This is a genomic window from Pseudomonas sp. HP_01 (assembly GCF_055284355.1).
Window position 1 is genome coordinate 1 of the sequence record NZ_JBTOPV010000068.1, and the last position, 580, is coordinate 580.

At 60.7% G+C, this 580-nt stretch carries 1 pseudogene; it reads right to left on the reverse strand.

Annotation, left to right across the window (positions count from 1 at the left end):
• Window positions 1-580, reverse strand: a pseudogene (locus ACYAR8_RS23830) (RHS repeat-associated core domain-containing protein); the annotation flags it as partial.

Sequence of the window (580 nt, forward strand, 5' to 3'; positions counted from 1 at the left end):
CCAAACGGCAACCAGTGGCTTGTCCAGATTCGAGTAATGCTGATGCTCGCGCAGCAGGTTGCCGGCCGGGTCGTGAAACCATTGCAGCTTGCTGACGGCGTTGGTCGCCATGATCAGATGGCCATTGCCGTCGTAGGCAAAGGTTTCGCTTTTGGACTTGTCGCCGAGGGTGGCGCGGCGTTCGGTGAGGCGGCCTACTGGATCGAACGTCAGCGCGATCGTGCGCTGGCCGTTAATAGTTTCGGCAAGCCGGCCGGTTTCCGGATCGTACTGATAGCGAGTCGAGCGATTGTCGAAGCCGCGCTCTTCCAGCAGCCGGCCCACAGGGTCGTAGTGAAAATGCGCGCTGCGTTCGTTTTCATTTTCCAGCGAAACGAGGCGCCCAAGCTTGTCCCAGCGGTAGCGCAGGGTTTGTTCTGCGGCGTCGACGCGCTCGGCGATAAAACCTGCAGCGGTGTAGCGCCAGGTGGTGCAGCGTTCCAGGCCATCGGAGTGGGCCAGCAAACGACCTTCGGCGTCGCGGCTAAAGCGTTCTTCGGTTTTGTCCGGGTGCTTGATCAGGACAAGCTGACCGGCTTTG